We start from the raw sequence: 18,854 nt of genomic DNA, 5'->3' as shown, positions 1-18,854 counted from the left end.
CTTAATTTAATCCATGATACTTAGAATCTTAAGTTACAATGCAACACAATTTTTCTACTGTGTAAGTAGCTTAGAAAATGATGCTTAGGAACGTTCTTATTCTGTTTTCTGCCGCACAGGCAGCACAAGCCAAGCCATTTACTTGGCTGCCGTAAACCCCAGCAATTCATGCCAGCACCAGCCCTGTGTGTTGTCTGGCAAGGTGGCGGTGGCGTAGTGCTGCGCACATTTTTGGAGCGCCCCATCTTGGTCTTGGGCTAGGCCACGCAGTTCTTCTAGCAGATCCACCCGAATCCACGGTGTGATGCTGCCTTGCATTGGCAAGTGCGTACGCTGCAATAGGTTTTCTGCACGGGGATATAACTTGTCGCCACGCCGAGGGCCATCGGCCACGCGGTGCAAAGTGAGATGCTCGTCATCCTCGTCGGGTAAAAACACCACTTCTGTCTGTGGCACAGGGTCGTAACGAAAACGTTGATACTGTGGCAGCACCCCGGTGAGCCATAGCTTTTCACTGCTGGCCCAATGCAGACTGGCAGCACGCTCTATGCTGGTGACAGCAGTGGTGCTGTTGGGCAACATGGCCTCGCGCATACGGGCGTGTTCTAAGTCCACCAAATTGGTTCTGGGTTGTAATTTGTCGGCGGCAGCAATGCGCGGGCGGGCATCTATCGGCCAAGCCATTGGCCCTTGGAGTGCCGCTGGTAGTAAGTCTTGCAAACGGTGCGATTGCAAATGAAAGTAATACGCTACATCCGTTTTTACCTGGACTGCTTGCATCTCAAACCCCGGTTTGCAAAATGCAGCTTGGCCTGGTTGTTCATAAGCGCGCAAATTGCTATCCAATAGCAGGATGTTTGGCCCATCCACCGCACCGCTACGATGGCGACGTACCCGGCCTGCCAGTTGGATAAAGGAACGCATAGAGGATGGCTCGACCACTGCCCAGTCATAGTCATGATCGCGGCCCACTTCGGTCACGGGGCTGCCCAGCACAATCAACAGTTGGTCTTTTTCTGGATAGGCGTCCACCAATGCCCGAACAGCAGGCCGCTGCAAAATGGGGTCAGGGCTGCCAGCAGCTGTACGGCGGTTGAGCAGGGTATCGAGTTGGCGCTCTATGCCAGAGCGCATCAGCAAGGGAAATTGGGAGTGATACACGCACAAATGCACCCGTACCCCGGCCACTGTCATGCCCTGTTGGTACATGGCCGATGCCACTTCCACCAGCGGCTCGATATTCGGCATACGAATCAATCCCACGCTGATACGCTTGCCGCTGGTGGCATCTAGGCTGTGGTTGTGTGGCTGTTGGTGCAACTGCCATGCAGATTGCAGCACCAAGCGGGCTAACTCGGTGCGGCGCAATGCCTTGTCCATGCTCTTTTCTTGCCAGTGGGTGGGCAAGGGTGCAATCTGGGCGCGGCGGCGTATTTCGGCTTTAGCTAATTGGGCGCTGCGTTGTTGCACATATTTGTGATGGGCAACCTGAAAAGCCCCACGGTCTGGACAATCCAAGGCGGTTTGTTGAAATTCATCTATCCACAAACAGCATATCTGGGGGGATTCGGTGGGGCGTTCGCTGCGGTGCTGTTGAAACACGCTGCGCCCGGCTTGGTAAGCTAAAAAGAGCCCTTCCACCAGTGCCGGTGGCAAGGTAGCCGAGGACAACAACACCCGCGCCCCCAGCAGCCCAGCCCAATGCACCAAGCGCGACAGGGCGGGCAAGTCGGCCATGTCGAAATCGTCGGGCTCGTCCAGCACCAAATCGCCCGTCATGAGGCGCAACATGGGGGCAATCTGGCGGCCTCCGCGCAGGCTTTCGGTGGCCGGGGTCAGGTGGTCGACGGTACACACCAGCAAGGGTGCGGCAATCAAGGAGCGCACTTGGGCATCGTGGCTCAGGCGCTCCAGCAGGGGGTGGTGTTTATGGCCCTCAAACAAAACCTGTCCGCCTTCATCCAGCAGGGCTTGGCTAGAGGCCGAGCCGCTGGCTTCGGCTTGGGTCTCATAGTGTTCAAACAGGGCACGGTTGGCAGCGCCCCCCACTTGGATGGCTAATTGTTCATCGCTTAAGCCCAAGTCGTGCTGAAACACGCGCCCGGTTTGTAAAGTCAGGGTGCGTAAACCCATAGCAAAGGCACAGCGCAGGCCTTGCTGCGGATCGGCCAGTGCATTCATGATGCGGGCATTGCCCAAAGTTTTGCCGCAGCCGGTAGAGGCCATATTGACAATGAAAGCCCCGTGGGCCCCACTGCGCTGGCGCACGCTGGCAGCCATGTCGGCGGCTTTGTCCTGCCATTGAAAACGCGCCTCGGCACTGCGTTTTTTCAGGCCTCGGTGGTTTTGTAGGCTAGGCAAACTGCGTACCAACGAGGGCAGAGAATGCGCTACCAGCGTGGCATGGGCTTGCACGCCCAGCAAGTGCTCATCCAGTGTTTGGTTAAAAATGGACGCACCCGGTGGCTTTGGTTTTTGGCGGGTGTTGGCATACAGCGGATAGCCGGGTTGCAAATAGGGCTGGCGGCGCTCTGTGTCTTCGATGCTGGAATAGTGGTGGTCGGCCAGCATCAGGCACAGACGCGACAGGTGCATGGCAAAGGGATCTGCGAACACCTGTATCTGGCCGGGCTGTTGCGACAGCGCCAGTAATTTTTGGGCATAACGTGCGGCTTGCTTGCGCCAAGGCAGTGTGACGACTGGCAAGCCATGCGGAAAAGTCCAATGTGCGCGCACGGTGGCATCGTTGCTGCCGTTGTTACCCGTTTCGTGCGGTTCGTTCCAGTCGGCATTGATACGCTGCAACAGGGCTTGCAGGTCGCGCTGGTTTACCGAGCGAGGGTGTGCCCCAAACCGGCGGTATGGGTATTGCGGCTGGTCGATGTCCTCGTCACTGCTACCGTCTGCTTTTTTAATGGGCAGACAAGGCAGGCGGTGGTGGGTAAGCACCAGCCATGCTACAGCTTGCGCCAACGGTGGCAGGCTGGCAAATGGATTGTTCTGCTGTAGCAGTGCCGCTGTGTCCAGCGTATCGCGCAACAAGCGCCCGTTTTGGTGGTCTAGCCACAGGGCTTCAAAGGCTGAGGCATCGACCGCCGCATCGCCACCAGCGGCCAAGCGTTGCAGCCAGCCTGTATCGTCATCGTTGCCCACAAAAGCCTGAAACAGCCGCACCGAGACCCATTCATGCCGATACAGATTGCGTTCGCGCAGGGTGGGTTGCCGTAGTCGTTGCTGAAACGCTTGGGTCGCTTTGCCCAAGTCATGCAGCAACGCAGCCAAGGCACTCAAGGCCGTGATGAATGGCAAATGATGCCAAGTGTTTTCATCGGCAGCCCGCAATACATCGTGGGCGGTGGTGTTGGTAGGCACGGCACCTTCGGGATTGAACTGGCGGCCATCGCCCACCACCCAGAGCAGCTCACTGTGGTCTTTGCCATGTATCCAGTGGCAGGCCACAGCGGTATTTTTGCGGGCAGTTTGGCGCAGCAGTTTGCGCACAGTGTCTAAACCGGCTTGGGTGATGGGTGTTTGCCACGTTCTATCGCCCCGGCGTTCGGCAAACTGGTCTAGGATGCGCCGGGTTTCGGTCAAGGCCCGCTTGCTGCATTGTGAAATAAACAGCACATTCATGGCGTGTCTCCCGCCGTACTGGTTGAGGTTGCGGTTGGCTGGGCCAGTCGTGCGGTGTCGGTGGCAATCTGCTGGAGCGATTCGATGATGAAGTCCAACGCTTCGGTGCGGGTCAGGGCTTCGATGCAATGGCGACGGAAAGTTTGCTCATCGTCACCCCGCATGGCCGAGAGGAAGGCTTGCGGCAAAATCACTGCGTCCTTCACCAAGTCGGCGGCATCAAAAACCAAGCCGCCCCGGCGCGTTTTGCCATGCAATACCGCTAAACCATGTGGCAACCCCAGCACCCAAGTGGCCGTGGCACCTAAACCATAGGCCAAATAATTGCCGTGGTCTAAAAAACGGTTGGCTGGGTCGGTGCCTGTGCCGCGTTTGGCGCGGGTAAAGTCGCCATAGCCGGTGGCTTCTACGGCCAACTTAAACAGGGCTTTGGTCAGACGTGCCTCGTCAGTAAGCAAGGCCGTGACATCGGGGGCATGGGTGATGAGCTGTCGAAACTGTTGCGCTAGCTTTTGCAAGTGCTGGGTATCTGCCGCGAAGCCTGCCTCACGCAGCGCACGGGCATCCCATGCGTGTAGCAAACGCTCTAGCCGCAACAGTTGCAATTGCTTGGCAGCGGCCAAGCGCAAATCATCATCAAACCAGAACTGTACCCAAGATTGCAGGTACTGGGTGGGGCGGTATTCACTTTGGGGTAACAGCCAGGCCACTTCCACATCTACTTCATTGGCTGTGAACAAAGGTGTGCCGCCACCGCCACAAAACCCTACCAACACGCCTGCCTTGGCCAGTTCACGCATGGCCGCTTGGGTGATGGAAGTGCCAGTGCCCAACAAAATACTGGTGGTGTTGGCGATGGGGATGTTCCAGTACAGGCTGCGCTGGCCCGCGTCTGTCACATATTCCACCCGACCACCGTTGACCAATACGCGGCAGTGCTCTAGGTAGTAAAGATTGGCCCGTTTGGAATGCAAGATGGTTTTTAGGTCGGTGGAACGGATTTCTTCTGCGCCAGACATGTCTATTTCCTTTCACAACGCAAGGATAGGGTGTCACAGCTACCCCGTAGAATGTTTAGCGCATGTCATTGATTCTCCTGATATTTCTCCCATTTTTGGCCAGCGCACTGGCCGCTGTGCTGCCTTCTAATGCACGCAACACCGAGTCCACTCTAGCGGGGGCTGTGGCTGTGTTTTGCTGCATACAAACGGCACTGTATTTCCCACAGATTGCCCAAGGTGGAGTGGTGCGTGAAGAAATAGCGTGGCTGCCTTCGCTGGGGCTCAATTTGGTGTTGCGCCTAGATGGCTTTGCCTGGATGTTCTGCATGTTGGTGCTGGGCATTGGCGCATTGGTGGTGCTGTATGCACGCTACTACATGTCGCCTGCCGATCCAGTGCCGCGTTTCTTTGCCTTTTTCTTGGCCTTCATGGGGGCTATGACGGGGGTGGTGCTGTCGGGTAACCTCATCCAATTGGCGTTGTTTTGGGAGCTGACCAGCCTGTTCTCTTTTTTATTGATTGGCTACTGGCACCACCGCAAAGACGCTCGGCGTGGTGCCCGTATGGCGCTCACAGTCACCGGTAGCGGTGGCTTGTGCATGTTGGCTGGCATGTTGGTGCTGGGCCATATCGTCGGCAGTTACGATTTGGATCATGTTTTGGTAGCAGGCCAGTTGGTGCGTGACCACCCACTTTACCTGACAGCACTGGTGCTGATTTTGCTGGGGGCTTTGAGCAAAAGCGCGCAGTTTCCTTTCCATTTTTGGCTCCCCCACGCTATGGCAGCGCCCACGCCCGTGTCTGCCTATTTGCATTCGGCCACGATGGTCAAAGCAGGGGTGTTTTTGCTAGCGCGGTTGTGGCCGGTACTCAGTGGCACTGAAGAATGGTTTTGGTTGGTCGGTGGCGCTGGAGCCTGTACCCTGCTGCTGGGGGCTTATGTGGCCATGTTCCAAAACGACCTCAAGGGCTTGCTGGCCTATTCGACCATCTCGCACTTGGGGTTGATTACGTTGCTCTTGGGCCTCAACAGCCCATTGGCAGCCGTGGCGGCCGTGTTTCATATTTTGAATCATGCCACCTTCAAGGCCTCATTGTTTATGGCGGTCGGCATTGTTGACCATGAGAGTGGCACGCGTGACATTCAGCGCCTGTCTGGGCTACGCACCATGATGCCTGTGACAGCTACGCTGGCTACTGTGGCTGCCGCAGCAATGGCTGGCGTGCCTTTGCTCAATGGGTTTTTGTCCAAAGAGATGTTTTTCGCCGAAACGGTGTTTATCGATGGCAGCACACTGATCAACTACTTTTTGCCCATAGCTGCCACTGTGGCTGGGATTTTCAGCGTGGCTTACTCATTGCGCTTTACGGTGGATGTGTTTTGGGGGCCACCGGCTACTGATTTGCCCCGACAACCCCATGAACCGCCCCATTGGATGCGGGTACCAGTGGAGTTGTTGGTCTGTGCCTGTCTGGTGGTGGGCGTATTGCCTGCATGGGCCGTGGGCCAATATCTTCAGGCGGCAGCACTGCCTGTGGTCGGTGGGGTTTTGCCAGCATTCAGTTTGGCGGTTTGGCATGGGTTCAACACGCCATTTGTCATGAGTCTGGTGGCTTTGCTGGGCGGCACCTTGCTGTATGGGGTGTTGCGCTGGCGGCGTGCTCGCACCACACTGGAAGCCCCTCCAGGGTTGCAGGGCGTGGATGCCAAACGTATGTTTGAACATCTGTTGGCCCAACTGTCCCTGATGGGGCGCCAAGGGCGGCGTTTATGGAGTACCCATCGGTTGCAATGGCAAATGTTTTGGCTTTGTCTCATGACTTTGCTGGTAGCCACGGTGCCATTGTGGAGCCGTGGGTTGCACATTGGTAACCGCTCGACCATGCCAGTGTCATTGGCTTTTGTCGGGCTCTGGGTGGCGGGCATGGCCTGTGCAGTGGGCGCTGCATGGCAGGCCAAATACCATCGTATGGCAGCCTTGACGCTTATGGGGGGGGCTGGGCTGTGTACCAGCATCACCTTTCTGTGGTTTTCTGCACCCGATTTGGCCCTGACACAATTGATGGTGGAAATTGTGACTACCGTGTTGATTCTGCTGGGGCTGCGCTGGTTACCTCGGCGTGAGCAAGACATTCCGCCTGCTAGCACAGCACGCCTGCGCACCCAAGGACGGCGCTTACGTGATCTATTGATCGCGTTGGCCGCTGGGGTGGGCATGGCAGCCTTGGCGTTGGCTATGCTCAGTCGGCCTTTCCCAGAAAGCACGTCCACCTTTTTTCTAGAAAATGCCCTCATTGGCGGTGGTGGTAGCAACGTAGTCAATGTGATGCTGGTGGATTTTCGGGGGTTTGATACCTTTGGTGAGATCGTGGTGCTGTGTATCGTTGCACTCACGGTCTATGCCCTGTTGCGGCGTTTCCGGCCTGCCCCCGAAACCATGGATTTGCCCGTACAGCAACGTGCGCTGCCAGCGGATTTGCATACCGATCTGATCAATCCACGACAAGCCACCGACACTGCTGTCGGCTACTTGATGGTGCCTGCGGTGCTGGTGCGACTGCTGCTGCCGTTCACCATTGTGGTGGCGGTACACCTGTTTATGCGGGGCCACAATGAGCCAGGTGGTGGTTTTGTTGCCGGTCTGGTGTTCTCCGTGGGTTTGCTACTGCAATATATTGTGTCTGGCACCCAGTGGGTAGAAGCCCATATGCCCTTGACGCCTCGGCGCTGGATGGCTACTGGCTTGCTGTTTGCGCTGGCTACCGGGCTGGGGGCACTGTATTGGGGCTACCCGTTCTTGACCACCCACAGCGTCCATGTGCATTGGCCGTTGTTGGGTGAATTACACCTTGCCAGCGCCCTGTTTTTTGATTTGGGCGTTTTCACGTTGGTGGTTGGAGCCACTTTGGTGATTTTGACTTCTATTGCCCACCAGTCGGTGCGCGGCCATCGTTTCCACGCCCGAATTGCAGAAGAAGCTGCCCAGCAGTCAGGAGAGCATTGATGGAAATGACCTTGGCATTGGCCATTGGCGTATTGACTGGCTCAGGCGTTTGGCTGTTGCTGCGTCCACGTACTTTTCAGGTGATTATGGGGCTGTCACTGCTGTCGTATGCCGTCAATCTTTTCATCTTCAGTATGGGGCGACTCGGACTGTCCACCGGAATGGAGCCAGTGCTGCGCTCAGGGGTGGCCCAAGACTTGGCACACTATGCCGACCCTTTGCCACAGGCACTGGTATTGACCGCCATCGTCATTGGTTTTGCCATGACTGCATTGTTCTTGGTGGTGTTGCTGGCCTCACGCGGACTGGCAGGCAATGACCATGTGGATGGCCGTGATCCTGGTCAGCATCCAGAGGAGAACACTTGATGCAAGCCCTGCTGCTATCGCTGGCGCAGGCTACTATGCCCCACCTGATGTTGGCACCCATTGCCTTGCCATTGGTCACTGCCGCACTGATGCTGATATTGCGTGAAGAGCAGCAGCGCCTCAAGGTCACACTCAATCTGTTGTCGACCGCACTTGGTTTGTTGATTGCGCTGGTACTGCTGTTTTGGAGCAACCAGCAGGGGTTGCCTACCAGTCTGGGCGTGTACCTGCCAGGCAACTGGCCTGCGCCCTTTGGCATTGTGTTGGCACTCGATAGGCTTGCGGCGCTCATGCTTGTGCTCACCAGCACTGTGGCGTTGGCCTCCGTGCTGTTTGCCAGTGCCCGCTGGCACCGTGCGGGTGTGCATTACCACCCACTCTTTCAGTTCCAGTTGATGGGTTTGAGTGGTGCCTTTCTGACCGCAGACCTGTTCAACCTCTTTGTCTTTTTCGAAATCATGCTGGCAGCCTCTTATGGTTTGCTCTTGCATGGTTCGGGTCGGGCGCGGGTGCAGTCGGGCCTGCATTACATTGCCATCAATCTGGCGGCCTCCGCACTCTTTTTGATTGGGGTGTCCATGCTCTACGGCATCACTGGCACCCTCAACATGGCCGATTTGGCTCGCAGTATGCCTGCGGTTGCCCCCAACGACCGGGGGTTGCTTCATGCAGCTGCGGCCATACTGGCCACGGCTTTCTTGATCAAGGCAGCGGCTTGGCCGCTGAACTTCTGGTTGGTGCCCGCCTACAGTGCGGCCACTGCTCCAGTGGGTGCCTTGTTTGCCCTCATGACCAAAGTAGGCATTTATGCCTTGCTGCGCCTGTGGACGCTGTTGTTTGGCACGGAGTCTGGTGCATCGGCTTGGTTTGGTAGCCTGTGGCTGCTCAGTGGTGGTCTGTTGACCATGGCCTTTGGTGCTATTGGTATGCTTGGCTCACAACGTTTGGGTCATTTGGCGGGTTATGCTGCGGTGCTGTCTTCAGGCACCTTGCTGGCAGCCATGGGTTTTGGTCACAACTTGCTCACTGGCAGCCTGCTCTACTACTTGCCTGGTTCCACATTAGCGGTCAGTGCCCTGTTTTTGCTAAGTGACCTCATTGACCGCTGGCGCACCGAAGGCAGCGGCACCATGCCCTACGAACCCTTGGCCGATGAGGCTCCCTTTCTTGATGCCGAGCTGGTGCCCGCTGCAGGCATGAACCTTGATGACGATGAGGAAGTGTTGGTGGGTCGGGTCATTCCTGCGGCAGCAGCCTTTATGGGCATATCTTTTTTGGGCTGCACCTTGATGGTGGCCGGACTACCACCATTGGCTAGCTTTGTTGGCAAGTTTGCCATGCTCACAGCGGTACTCAACCCCTTGGGTATGGGGGCATCAGCAGGGCATCAGCCAGGCTGGTATGGCTGGAGTTTTTTGGCGCTGCTGATTGCCTCCGGACTGCTGGCCCTGATTGCCTTGACACGGGTGGGGATCCGGCATTTTTGGGCTGCGCATGACCGCCCGCCCCCCCAATTGCGCTGGGCAGAGGGGTTGCCGATTGCCGGATTGTTGCTGACTTGCGTGCTGCTGTCGGTGGTGGCGGAGCCTGTGTTGCGTTACACCCAGGCCACTGCCGATGCTCTGCACTCGCCCGGTACCTATATACGGGCCGTGATGTCAGCGGTGCCCACACCATCGCCCGTCTATATGTCCCCTGAAAAGCAGCAACCCTTGGAGGATGGGCCATGAAAAACCTGTTGCCCATGCCTCTGCTGTCACTGGCTTTGCTGCTACTGTGGTTATTGCTCAACCGCAGTCTGAGTGCAGGCCATCTGCTGATGGCCTCGTTGCTGGCGCTGTTCATTCCACTGCTCACGCAGGGGCTGCGTCCATTGCCTGTGCAAGTGCGCAGGCCCGGCGCGATGGGGCGTTTGTTGTGCAGAGTTGCGCTGGACTCCATCCAATCCAACATCACCGTGATGCGATTTTTGTTGTGGCCCAGCCGTAGACGCCATCCGGCAGGTTTTGTCTATGTGCCTCTGGATGTCCGCGACCCCAATGCCTTGGCCGTATTGGCCATGATTGTGTGTATTACACCTGGCACTGCTTGGGCCGAACTGGCGCTAGACCGGAGCGTATTGCTGTTGCATGTGCTCGAGTTGGACGATGCCGAGGCCATTGCCGCACATATCAAGCAACAGTACGAACGCCCCTTGATGGAGATTTTTGAATCATGACCACCACGCCAATTCTGTCGTGGGCAGTTCCTCTGGCCCTGCTGATATTGGTGCTGGCCATGGCCTGCACCTTGGTACGTGTGTTGATTGGCCCCACAGCCCAAGACCGGGTGTTGGCACTGGACTGCATGTACCTCAATGGCATGTTGGCAATGTTGGTGCTGGGCTTACGCTACGACAGCCCACACTACTTTGAGGCCGCTTTGTTGGTGGCCTTGCTCGGGTTTGTCAGTTCTACGGCGATGGCCAAGTTTTTGTTGCGGGGCGAGGTGATTGAGTGAGTACCACCGTGTTGTTGCCCCTGTGGGCAGAAATAGCCATTGCTGCACTGCTGTTGTGTGGTGCTGCCATCGCGTTGTTGGGTTCTACAGGTTTACTGCGTTTGCCCAGTTTTTTTGAACGGGTGCATGCCCCAGCCATGATTTCTACCTTGGGTTGTTGGTGCATTGTGGGCGGTGCTGGGCTGTATTTTTCACTGCGTTCAGGACAATTGGCATTGCATATCTTGTTGATTGCCATTTTTTTGGCGATTACGGTACCTATCACCACCATCTTTTTGATGCGGGCAGGGCTGTTTCGTGCCCGGCAGGCCAGGCGCAAAGACATTCCCCCCACCCTGAGCCGCATCACCCCTTCGCGCCCCAGTAAATCCTGAGACACCTTGTTTGATGACGCCTATACACATAGTGAGTATCTGCTGCGGAGCCAGTCTGGGGGCGCTGGCCCGCTGGCGTTTGGGCCTTTGGCTCAGTACCGATGCCATTTTGCCTTGGGGCACGCTGGCAGCCAATTTGGTGGGGGGGTACTTGATCGGTGTGCTGGTAGGCGTCTTTCAAGTGATGCCACAGCTCGATCCGGTTTGGCGCTTGGCTTTGATCACAGGATTTTTGGGTGCATTGACCACTTTTTCGAGTTTTTCTGTGGAAGTGGTGGGGCTGTTGCAACAACAGCGTTATCTAACCGCGTTAGGCTGGAGCGCGCTGCATCTGTTGGGGTCTTTGCTCATGACTGCCGCAGGCTTGCAGACTACGTCGCTGTGGCTGGGGTTGCGCACCTGATTCCACCCCGGTCTCAAGTTTTGGCCTCTCTTTTTTGGACACCATGGACACCAATACCCGACTGAACCAACGCCGCCTGGCCGATGCTTGGGCTGAACTGCACACCGATGCCCACCAAGGCAATCCTTTACATGCCGATGCCCACCGCATGGCTTTTGCGGACCCAGAATTCATGTTTCGGCGTGAAACCCGTGGTATTCGCTTCCAATTGGAAATGCTCAAACCCGACCTAGGCCAGACCGAGCAAGGTATTGATAATACCGTGGTTGTGTATGGTAGCGCCCGATTTGTTTCACCCAAACAGGCTGCCAAACAACTCAACCAAGCCAAGGCAAAAGGAAATAGCCATCATATTGCAGAAGCAGAGCGGGCTGTGCGCAATGCTGAATATTATGCCCAAGCCCGAAAATTTGGCAGGTTGGTGGCTGAACATAGCAAAACCCAAAAACCAGAAAATAGATTGTATATTTGCACTGGAGGTGGCCCCGGCATCATGGAGGCAGCTAACCGGGGTGCCCACGATGCCGGAGCGCCCAATGTGGGATTGAGTATTGCCTTACCCCATGAGCAAGGAGGCAACCGTTATATCTCGCCATCATTGAGTTTTAAGTTTCACTATTTTGCATTGCGCAAAATGCACTTTATGATTCGGGCGAAGGCCTTAGTGGCGTTCCCGGGGGGGTTTGGTACGCTAGACGAGTTGTTTGAAGTGCTCACTTTGGTGCAAACCAAGAAGGCCAAACCCGTGCCAATTATATTGTTTGGTAGCAACTACTGGAAGCGGTTGATCAATTGGGAGTTTCTTATGGAAGAAGGAACTATATCGGCCCATGATCTTAAATTATTTCACATGACCGATGATGCTGCCGAAGCCTGGGCCATGATTCGGGATTTTTACAAGTTGGAACGTTAACATCCAATGTTTTGGTATTGAGGAAAAAGAATTCTCGTGAATATTGTGCTGATGTTGGCTATAAAATAAATATATCCCTCATGTCCTCGTTCAGGGGAATGTGAGGGATATATTTATAAAATTGTTGGATTTTTAATCGGATTGAATGGTGGTGGGTGTGATGATTATATAAGGCGTTGCCTTGTTGGATCGATGCTTGTGTGCCAAAGAATGAAGAAAAGCAAAACTGCATGAGCTGAGAAAATTGGCAATCAAATCTTGCATGTTATTGTCATAGCCACCAACTCCATGATGGGGTACAGTCAAAACAACTAAATATTCAACAATTTCTACCAATGCACCTAGCCCCATGACTACCAATACTACAAATATGCGATTAACCCGCGTTAGTGCAATGTGTTGTATATGAAATAGCCTGCTAATTAAAATGCTGATAGAAAAAGCATTGATAAAATGAACGTATTTGTCGTAGCGTATGTTAAAAATATAGGCGTCATACAATCTGCTGCCTTCTATTTGAATAAAGGCACCGCTAAAGTGCATCAAAATACCGCATTGAACCAACAATAAAAGTAAAGAATTGAATTCGTAATTGCGAAATACCCACCACAAAGCAACGATGCCGATTAATATAAAGATGGCATAAATAAAAAACTCTTCAACATGTGCGCTGCCCCGGTATTCTATAAATCTGGCGTAATACCTAAAAATGCACAGAAACAAGAAAAGCAGAGTGTTGAAAATGATAAAAACATCTATTTTTTTCATGGAATGCTGCCTTTCTAGTGAGATGGCCGCTTTATGGGGTGTTTGAAATCAATTGACCATCCCGCAAGGCCATGCACCGATGGGCGGTGCGGGAGATTTCAGGGTTGTGTGTGGCAATCAGCACCAAAGCACCCGTCAATTTGGCATGTTGGGTCAGTAGATCTACCACCCGTTCTCCGTTGCGGGTGTCAAGATTGCCGGTAGGTTCGTCAGCCAAGATCAATGCGGGGCGATTGGCCAAAGCCCGTGCGACCGCAGCCCGTTGACGTTCTCCCCCGGAAACATGCGCAGGTAAAAAAGCAGCCCGATGGGCTAACCCCATTTGTTCCAACAACTCTGCTGCCTGTTTTTGCCGTGTCTTGCGGTCTGTGCCCAAGGCCAACATTGGAGCCTCGATGTTCTCTTGCAGTGTCATGGTTGGCACCATGTGGTGGAACTGGAAGACAAAGCCTATATGTCGGGCGCGGAACTGGGGGACTTGTCGTATCGATGACAGGTTTTGCCCTAACAAAGTAATGTGCCCGCTGGTGGGGTGATCCAATAAGCCAATCAGAGACAACAGGGTGCTTTTGCCACAACCGGAGGGGCCAGTCAGTGCCACGACCTCACCACGACAAGCATCAAAGGAGATATCTTGGAGCGCAGGTGCCTCGCTGCGGTGGTAGCGGTGGCACAGTTGGACAACCTGTAGCAGGGGCAAGGCATCATTCATGGCGAAGGGCATGCAAGGGTTGGATGCGCCACAGCACAATGGCTGGCCACAACAGCGAGAACAGGGCTACGACAAAGCTCATTGCTGCGGCATCGGCCATGACTGACCATGAGAGTTTGACAGGAATCCACCCATAACCCACCGACTCCATCCGGTTGAGTAGGTGCAGCAATAACAAAGCCAATCCTTGGCCTGCTGCGGCGCCCAAACTGCACAGCAGCAGGCTCTCGGCCATCAGCATGCGCAACACCCGCCAAGGAGTCCAACCTACGGTCATTAAGATGCCAATCTCTCGCGTACGTTCAGCTACCGCCATGACCAAAGTGTTGGTGACCACTAGCACAGTGCCTATCAATACCAGTATGGAAATAGCCGTGACAAAGGCATTGACCACCCGGAGCAGGCGCAGTGAGCCTGCAAACTCAGTCCCAGGAACTGCACGCAATTGTGGGAAATGCTCGGCCACTTCTTGTAAAAAACGTTCGCGGGCTTGGGGATTGGTGGTTTGCAGTAACGCCAAGGTGTAGCGCCCTTCTTCACCCGGACGGGTCAACATTTGTTGCACATCCGTAATACTGCCCATCACTCCCCCATCCAGCAGCCTACTGCCAGTGCGGTAGATACCCGTGATAAGGTAGTCTTGTCCATCCAGCATGATGCGTTTCCCCGGTGCCAGCTGGAGGCGCTGTGCATTGATCTCGCCTACCATGACTTCGGGTTGGCCCGCAGTAAAGTGCTGCCCTGCTACCAATGGAATGCGCCGGGAAAAATCGGCCCCTGCTCCCACTACCAAGGCGTAGGCATTCCATTTCTCATTGAGTGAACCCAACACCATCGGGGTCAAGGCTGAACCAAAACGGGCAGACAACGCTGCCATTTGGGCCTGTGTAATGCGCGAAGAGAAGGCTGAAGTAGCCCGGCGCTCGTAGACGACTACTTCGAGGTTATAGGCACTGACGGCATGGGCAATTTGTGTGCGCAGATCGGCAGTAATCGTGCTGATCGCTACAAACAACGCCACACCACCGGCAACCCCCAGCAGTGTGAGCAAGCTGCGCACAGGAGCGCGCAGCACATTGCGCAGAAAGATCATGGACGGGGTAGTTTGCTGCTACATGGGCTTGCACAATCTTTATGGATTGCAGGCAGGCGCAGAGGTCACAGCTTCTCCGTTGACTGTCATGGCCGCTTGCAGCTTGGAGCCCGGCACAATGGTCGCGACAGAGGTAGAGTTGGCTGCGCCTGTCATTGTCACAATGCCGGAAACATAGTCTCCAGAATCGTTGGTAATGATGGGGGCTGTCGTGGTCAGATCGAAGTATTGACCGTTAGAGCGGTATCCCCGACCGGTGATAGAGATTTGCTCGCCACCGTCTGTCCGCTTGAAGGTTGTCATCGTGTAGTTGGTTTGTCGGTAAGTTTTTTGCGTTAGCCGGTTAACCACTGCAATCTCATCGGCTTGTAGCCGGTCGGGCTGGTTCGCTGTGGCATCACCACCCGGCACACCCGGTGTATAGACATAGTTGGTAAAACGCACAGTTTGGGAGTCAACCACAGCACCGGCTGCATTTTTCTTTTCCATGCTGATGCCATCGGCACTGTGGGCTGCCAGTTGGGTGGTGATGGGCCCATTGGCTGTAGGAGTGGCTCTGTTGGTAAATGACATGCGACCGTTGTAATAGGTCTTGCTGCCAGTGTCAGAGTCCTGTGTGCAATAGTTGTCGAACACGCGGGTGGCGGTGGTCACCCCGTTGGCATGTGTGTAGTCAGGAAAGCTGATGCGACCACCACAACTCCCCAGCTTGTCGGCAGGGGGCGTACTGGTATAGGTTGCCATAGAACGCGAACCGCTGCCGGAACCCAGCGAGCGTGCGGCCATGGCTGCGTGGATAGCACGCTCGAAAGATGCTGATCCGCTGGCGGTGTTGTTGGCAGAGCTGAGGCCAGAAACCGGGCTACAAACGGTCAGGAAAGAGGCCAGTTCTGCACTGCCGTTGTTTACCGCGGCCACATCGAAAGTGGCAGGCGCAGGGCCACAAGTTTCGGGAAAGATAGAACAGGAGTAATCAGCCAAGTCTCCTAGCGCAACCCATTGTGGATTGTTGGACAGTGCATTGACCAAACCCACCACAGACGTGCCATTGACACCCAAGGCTACATTGGTGCTTGCATAGTAGCGGAAGGTATAGGTTTCGTAGGTGAGTGTGGGGGGACGAGGGCCAGGCAAGACTACAGGATAGGTCGACTCAGCCCAATTGAACAACTCATCGGCTGTAGGCATACGCACATTAGCCAAAGACACCGACAGGCCCACGGTGCTTTTCAGGGTGGAGATGGCTGCTCCTTGAGGCTGCTCCAACGCTTTGGCCTGACTAAAGGCCGAGCCATTAAAGGCGGGAGGAGAGTCGCTGGAACCACAGGCAGCTACCAACAAGGCAGCAATTGCCGTGATGCCGAACAAAGACGGGTTAGGTACCATTGGACGCCTCCGCAAAGCAAGTGGGATAAGGCATTGGACGCCACTGCCAGGGGTAAAAACTTGATCTAGATCAAGAGTTCATGGGTTGCATGTCTTGTGGCCCTTGGGGTATCACTCAAGGGCATCAGGGTGTAGGAACCATGAAAGCCCAGAGTTAGCGGAAAACCGAAGAAAAAGCGCAGTTAACCATCTCTTGTATTGGTTGTGCGATGGGTCTCGGTTCGTTAATCAGTGGTGTGGGCTGCTCTAAGCGAAATCTCATCGAGTCCCCCGATGTGATCGCCACCATCCTTGGGTTTGGCCTGCTGTGACTTCGACCCTGCCAGCTTGGGCATGGCCGCCCAACTACCCCAGTGGCAGAGGATGCCGTTTTTAGCGGAAGAAATGCTTGGAAGAGCCGCGCGCAAAGCCCATCAGGTGCCACCTCTATGCGGATCAGGTTGATCAATGGGGGAACGCCTGACGTTAGACAACCATTTGATGATTGAGCAGTCTTGGGCTTTTTTGAAAAATTTGCAGCGTAAATAGGCAAAAAAAAGCCACATCCGAAGAAGTGGCTTTTTTGTTTTATTTGGGGTGGCTGATGGGACTCGAACCCACGACGACAGGAATCACAATCCTGGACTCTACCAACTGAGCTACAGCCACCGTAGTGTAGATTTGAATTATAACATCAAAATTTGATTACCAAGAGAAGTGGTTAATTCTTTTCGGTGGATGTTGTTGGGCGGGGCACTTTGATCTGTGCTTTGAAGCGGGTTTTCAGGAACTCATAGTAGGCTTGGCTTTCTGCCGAGGCCAACCACTGCACATACTGTTGCTGCCGTTGTGTTTCCAGCGAGGCGTCGGTGGTTTCACGCGGCACAATGCGATTGATCCGTGCCAGCACATAGCCGTTGTCGTTCAGATCGACACCAACCCAAGTGGGCAGTTTGTCGGTTTTAGTGGAGAGTACGGCATCTACCAGTGCTGTAGTCTGGTTTTGTCGTTGGTCACGGGAGAGCACCAGTGGGGCACTCAGACCAGTCGCTGCTTCAGGTTTGACTTGCCAAGCTGCCAACCGTGCCTCGCCTTCTTTGCGTGCCAGTTCTGCAGATTCTTCACTGACATACAGCTTCTGTACCTGTTCACGTACTTCATTGAAAGCCAGGGTCGACGCCCCTTGATAAGCCGTGATGCGAGCAGCCACCAATTGATTGCTGCCAATTTCCAGTGCCTCGGTATTGCGCTTTTGCGCTATAGAGTCTTCAGAAAACAAGGCTGTGAGGAGTTTTTCATTGGCCAGTACGCCTGTAGTGCCTGGCGCAGGTTTGCGCTGTACCTTCATGGCCGTTTGGACTTTCAAGCCCAATTTTTCTGCCACGGGTTGCAGGCTTTCCGCTTGTTCATAGACGGTGTTGCTGAACGTCTCGGCGACTTCAGCAAACTTGCGCTGGGCTTGTTGTTGGCGCATTTCCGCTTCTAGGCGGGGGCGCAGTTCCTCAAAGCTGGGCTGGCGAGGTGTCTTGATTTCTGTCAGTTGGATGATGTGATAGCCGAATTCACTTTCAACCACATCGCTGATTTCGCCTTTCTTCAGAGCGAAGGCTGTATCTTCAAAGGGTTTGACCATGGCTCCGCGGGCAAAGAAACCCAAATCACCACCTTGGGTGGCTGAGCCAGTGTCTTGTGAAGATTTTTTGGCCAAGTCTGCAAAGTGACCGGGGGCTTTACGTGCTTGTTCTAGGAGCTCTTGGGCGCGGGCTTTGGCTTTGTCACGTTCTGCTGCGGGGGCATCTTTCGCAGCGGTGATCAGAATATGGCTAGCACGGCGTTCTTCTTTGCCTGCAAGACGGTCTATATTCTCTTGGTAATAGGTGCGTAGATCTGCTTCGTTCAGGCTGATGCTAGCGGCTACGCTGGTCAAGTCCAAGAGTACATATTCGATGCTGGCTTGCTCGGGTTGTTGAAACTTGGCGGGGTTGGCTTTGTAATACGCTTCCAGCAGCTCGGGGCTTTGTGCCACTTTGGCAGTAAAGTGGGCTGGTTTGAATTCCAGCAGTTGCACTTCTCGTCTTTGCAACAACGCGTCTACCGTGACTTTGGTTTGGGCGGGCGTGCTGAAGGCCGTGGCATTGATATTGCCTAGCACTTGGTTCACGGCCAGTTCATTGCGCACGGCAGCTTCAAAACCCTCAGGTGTCAAACCTTGGGTGGCTACCAATGCTTTGTAGCCCTCAATGTCCAGTGTGCCATCGGCCCGCCGTAGGGCGGCAATTTGCGGAATCTCGCTCAGGTGGCGGGCCAGTTGTCCATCACTGGTCACAAGGTGGGCTTTGTGGACGGCTGTTTGCAATACCCGCTCACGCACCAGGCGCTCTAGCGTGGCATAGCGTGCCTCGGGCGTATCCAGCAAAGCTGCGTTGATATTGGGTTGCTGTGCCCGGATACGGTCAGATTCCTGTCGATGGGCATTGTCCCAGTCGGTCTGGGTGATCTCATGACCATTCACCAGTGCCACTACGGGACTGCTGCCTGAAAAATACGTGGAATCTATGCCTACCAGGATGAAGGACGGAATGATCAGCAAGAACAGCAAGAACATCGCAATCTTGGAGTGCTTGCGGATAGATTCAAACATGGTCAATCTTTCAGTGACAAAAAAAGCGAACTTGCGTTCGCCTTTATATGGATGGTGATTGGGGTTGGCAGGATGGAAT

15 protein-coding genes and 1 tRNA gene are annotated in these 18,854 nt (G+C 54.8%); 8 read left to right on the top strand and 8 right to left on the bottom strand.

The genetic code is table 11. The features are described 5' to 3' along the window. Positions 1–138: 138 nt before the first annotated feature. Positions 139–3,633 carry a type I-F CRISPR-associated helicase Cas3f gene (gene cas3f / locus ACYVB2_RS07210; RefSeq protein ID WP_382430071.1) on the bottom strand — a complete coding sequence of 1,165 codons (3,495 nt, stop codon included), beginning with the start codon at positions 3,631–3,633 and terminating at the stop codon, positions 139–141. After that, on the bottom strand, positions 3,630–4,652 hold the full coding sequence (gene cas1f, locus ACYVB2_RS07205) for a type I-F CRISPR-associated endonuclease Cas1f (RefSeq protein WP_382430073.1): 1,023 nt from the start codon (positions 4,650–4,652) through the stop codon (positions 3,630–3,632). The genes cas3f and cas1f overlap by 4 nt, the downstream gene beginning before the upstream one ends. Before the next feature lie 62 nt (positions 4,653–4,714). Here cas1f and ACYVB2_RS07200 point away from each other — a divergent pair, with 62 nt between their 5' ends. Genes ACYVB2_RS07200 through ACYVB2_RS07165 form a run of 8 tightly spaced genes read left to right on the top strand, consistent with a single transcriptional unit; the run spans position 4,715 to position 12,196 of the window. Continuing rightward, complete coding sequence (locus ACYVB2_RS07200; RefSeq protein WP_382430075.1) at positions 4,715–7,639, top strand: monovalent cation/H+ antiporter subunit A; 2,925 nt, start codon at positions 4,715–4,717, stop codon at positions 7,637–7,639. Continuing rightward, positions 7,639–8,007, top strand: coding sequence for a Na+/H+ antiporter subunit C (locus ACYVB2_RS07195; protein WP_382430077.1), 369 nt, complete (start codon positions 7,639–7,641; stop codon positions 8,005–8,007). The genes ACYVB2_RS07200 and ACYVB2_RS07195 overlap by 1 nt, the downstream gene beginning before the upstream one ends. Then, positions 8,007–9,737, top strand: coding sequence for a monovalent cation/H+ antiporter subunit D (locus ACYVB2_RS07190; protein ID WP_382430079.1), 1,731 nt, complete (start codon positions 8,007–8,009; stop codon positions 9,735–9,737). The genes ACYVB2_RS07195 and ACYVB2_RS07190 overlap by 1 nt, the downstream gene beginning before the upstream one ends. Then, a complete protein-coding gene (locus ACYVB2_RS07185; protein ID WP_382430081.1) occupies positions 9,734–10,225 on the top strand; it encodes a Na+/H+ antiporter subunit E in 492 nt (163 codons plus the stop codon). Before ACYVB2_RS07190 ends, ACYVB2_RS07185 begins: the two co-directional genes overlap by 4 nt. Beyond that, entirely contained in the window at positions 10,222–10,506 is a 285-nt protein-coding gene (locus ACYVB2_RS07180) for a K+/H+ antiporter subunit F (RefSeq protein ID WP_382430083.1), read from the top strand. Before ACYVB2_RS07185 ends, ACYVB2_RS07180 begins: the two co-directional genes overlap by 4 nt. Then, positions 10,503–10,880 carry a monovalent cation/H(+) antiporter subunit G gene (mnhG, locus tag ACYVB2_RS07175; protein WP_382430085.1) on the top strand — a complete coding sequence of 126 codons (378 nt, stop codon included), beginning with the start codon at positions 10,503–10,505 and terminating at the stop codon, positions 10,878–10,880. The genes ACYVB2_RS07180 and mnhG overlap by 4 nt, the downstream gene beginning before the upstream one ends. A gap of 13 nt (positions 10,881–10,893) precedes the next feature. Beyond that, positions 10,894–11,283, top strand: a complete 390-nt coding sequence (crcB, locus tag ACYVB2_RS07170) for a fluoride efflux transporter CrcB (RefSeq protein WP_382430087.1) — start codon at positions 10,894–10,896, stop codon at positions 11,281–11,283. Between the two features lie 43 nt (positions 11,284–11,326). Beyond that, positions 11,327–12,196: an LOG family protein gene (locus tag ACYVB2_RS07165; protein WP_382430089.1), complete on the top strand. Its 870-nt coding sequence runs from the start codon at positions 11,327–11,329 to the stop codon at positions 12,194–12,196. 132 nt (positions 12,197–12,328) lie between these two features. Here the strand turns inward: ACYVB2_RS07165 and ACYVB2_RS07160 are convergent, their stop codons facing one another. The 6 genes from ACYVB2_RS07160 to ACYVB2_RS07135 all read right to left on the bottom strand — a co-directional run bounded on the left by ACYVB2_RS07160 (position 12,329) and on the right by ACYVB2_RS07135 (position 18,775). Next, a complete protein-coding gene (locus ACYVB2_RS07160; protein WP_460535877.1) occupies positions 12,329–12,964 on the bottom strand; it encodes a DUF2238 domain-containing protein in 636 nt (211 codons plus the stop codon). A 31-nt stretch (positions 12,965–12,995) separates the two neighbouring features. After that, on the bottom strand, positions 12,996–13,676 hold the full coding sequence (locus tag ACYVB2_RS07155) for an ABC transporter ATP-binding protein (RefSeq protein ID WP_382430093.1): 681 nt from the start codon (positions 13,674–13,676) through the stop codon (positions 12,996–12,998). Beyond that, positions 13,669–14,769 carry an ABC transporter permease gene (locus tag ACYVB2_RS07150; RefSeq protein ID WP_382430095.1) on the bottom strand — a complete coding sequence of 367 codons (1,101 nt, stop codon included), beginning with the start codon at positions 14,767–14,769 and terminating at the stop codon, positions 13,669–13,671. Before ACYVB2_RS07150 ends, ACYVB2_RS07155 begins: the two co-directional genes overlap by 8 nt. A gap of 39 nt (positions 14,770–14,808) precedes the next feature. Next, a complete protein-coding gene (locus ACYVB2_RS07145) occupies positions 14,809–16,155 on the bottom strand; it encodes a flagellar basal-body rod protein FlgG (protein WP_382430097.1) in 1,347 nt (448 codons plus the stop codon). Between the two features lie 572 nt (positions 16,156–16,727). Then, a tRNA-His gene (locus ACYVB2_RS07140) sits at positions 16,728–16,803 on the bottom strand. A 52-nt stretch (positions 16,804–16,855) separates the two neighbouring features. Then, positions 16,856–18,775, bottom strand: a complete 1,920-nt coding sequence (locus ACYVB2_RS07135) for a SurA N-terminal domain-containing protein (protein ID WP_382430099.1) — start codon at positions 18,773–18,775, stop codon at positions 16,856–16,858. Positions 18,776–18,854: the final 79 nt, after the last annotated feature.

Source organism: Giesbergeria giesbergeri (assembly GCF_054779375.1).
Note: the sequence above shows the minus strand (reverse complement) of the source record. Positions and strands in the feature narration are given on the sequence as shown.

Bases quoted from the DNA above. Each gene is read 5' to 3' on its own strand.
- cas3f (WP_382430071.1), bottom strand. From the start codon at position 3,633: ATGAATGTGCTGTTTATTTCACAATGCAGCAAGCGGGCCTTGACCGAA.
- ACYVB2_RS07165 (WP_382430089.1), top strand. From the start codon at position 11,327: ATGGACACCAATACCCGACTGAACCAACGCCGCCTGGCCGATGCTTGG.
- ACYVB2_RS07190 (WP_382430079.1), top strand. From the start codon at position 8,007: ATGCAAGCCCTGCTGCTATCGCTGGCGCAGGCTACTATGCCCCACCTG.
- ACYVB2_RS07160 (WP_460535877.1), bottom strand. From the start codon at position 12,964: ATGAAAAAAATAGATGTTTTTATCATTTTCAACACTCTGCTTTTCTTG.
- ACYVB2_RS07195 (WP_382430077.1), top strand. From the start codon at position 7,639: ATGGAAATGACCTTGGCATTGGCCATTGGCGTATTGACTGGCTCAGGC.
- ACYVB2_RS07150 (WP_382430095.1), bottom strand. From the start codon at position 14,769: ATGATCTTTCTGCGCAATGTGCTGCGCGCTCCTGTGCGCAGCTTGCTC.
- ACYVB2_RS07185 (WP_382430081.1), top strand. From the start codon at position 9,734: ATGAAAAACCTGTTGCCCATGCCTCTGCTGTCACTGGCTTTGCTGCTA.
- ACYVB2_RS07145 (WP_382430097.1), bottom strand. From the start codon at position 16,155: ATGGTACCTAACCCGTCTTTGTTCGGCATCACGGCAATTGCTGCCTTG.
- ACYVB2_RS07200 (WP_382430075.1), top strand. From the start codon at position 4,715: ATGTCATTGATTCTCCTGATATTTCTCCCATTTTTGGCCAGCGCACTG.
- crcB (WP_382430087.1), top strand. From the start codon at position 10,894: ATGACGCCTATACACATAGTGAGTATCTGCTGCGGAGCCAGTCTGGGG.
- ACYVB2_RS07155 (WP_382430093.1), bottom strand. From the start codon at position 13,676: ATGAATGATGCCTTGCCCCTGCTACAGGTTGTCCAACTGTGCCACCGC.
- ACYVB2_RS07180 (WP_382430083.1), top strand. From the start codon at position 10,222: ATGACCACCACGCCAATTCTGTCGTGGGCAGTTCCTCTGGCCCTGCTG.
- cas1f (WP_382430073.1), bottom strand. From the start codon at position 4,652: ATGTCTGGCGCAGAAGAAATCCGTTCCACCGACCTAAAAACCATCTTG.
- ACYVB2_RS07135 (WP_382430099.1), bottom strand. From the start codon at position 18,775: ATGTTTGAATCTATCCGCAAGCACTCCAAGATTGCGATGTTCTTGCTG.